The sequence below is a fragment of the Streptococcus pseudopneumoniae genome (assembly GCF_038148935.1).
GTDB classification, from domain to species: Bacteria; Bacillota; Bacilli; order Lactobacillales; family Streptococcaceae; genus Streptococcus; species Streptococcus pseudopneumoniae_U.
The window spans coordinates 1-827 of sequence record NZ_JBBJZX010000186.1 but is presented as its reverse complement, the minus strand read 5'-3'; the positions used below and the strand labels follow the sequence as shown (position 1 = coordinate 827).

Sequence of the window (827 nt, the reverse complement as noted above, 5' to 3'; positions counted from 1 at the left end):
CGAACGATGGAAAAAAGAAGGGAAATCAAATAGAGAAATTGCCTCTCTACTTGGAAAAACTCCTCAAACTATCCATACTGAAATCAAGCGTGGGACAGTCCGAAAATGTCTTGGAAAAGGGGGCTTTAAAGAGCTTTACTCTGCCGACTACGCTCAACAATCTTATGAAAGCAATCGCAAGTACTCGGTCAAGAAATCAAGATTGACCAAGGAACTAAAGGAAAAGATTCTCCACTATCATAACCAAAAATTTTCGCCTGAAATGATGGGGATGGCTAAAGGGGTTAACGTGGGAATTTCAACCATTTACTATTGGATTCATCATGGAAAATTGGGGTTAAGCAAACAGGATCTGTTTTATCCTAGAAAAGGAAAATCTGTTAAGAAACAAGCTAGCACCAATTTTAAACCCGCTGGTCAATCTATCGAATTATAATTCGCTCATTTTTTCAAAAAATACATAGACGTAAAAGAAAGAGGGTTAAGTGATGAAGAATAGCGCTATTGGGAGTAATTGGAAGGATGTCCGCTCTGAACTCTTTACCAAGGAGGAAATCCTTGAAAGTGATATGCGAGTGGCTATCATGAGTGAGTTGATTGAGGCCAGACATGAGCAAGGAATGAGCAAGGAATCAGCCAGAAAAAGCTAGAGGAACTCAGTGGAGTGAGCCAGCCTGTCATAGCTAGGATGGAAACAGGTAAGACTAGCCCCCAGTTGGATACGGTATTGAAAGTTTTAGCCAGTTTAGGAAAGACACTAGCAGTCGTCCCTCTCGAACAGGAAAAGAGTTGATTATAGTAGACTCATACTCAATGAAAATCAAAGA

2 pseudogenes are annotated in these 827 nt (G+C 40.3%); both read left to right on the top strand.

The annotated features are described in order from the left end of the window. Positions 1 to 430 (top strand): annotated as a pseudogene (locus tag WKI42_RS10500) (helix-turn-helix domain-containing protein); the annotation flags it as partial. Positions 431 to 488: 58 nt separating this feature from the next. Continuing rightward, positions 489 to 793, top strand: a pseudogene (locus WKI42_RS10495) (helix-turn-helix domain-containing protein). Positions 794 to 827 lie beyond the last annotated feature (34 nt).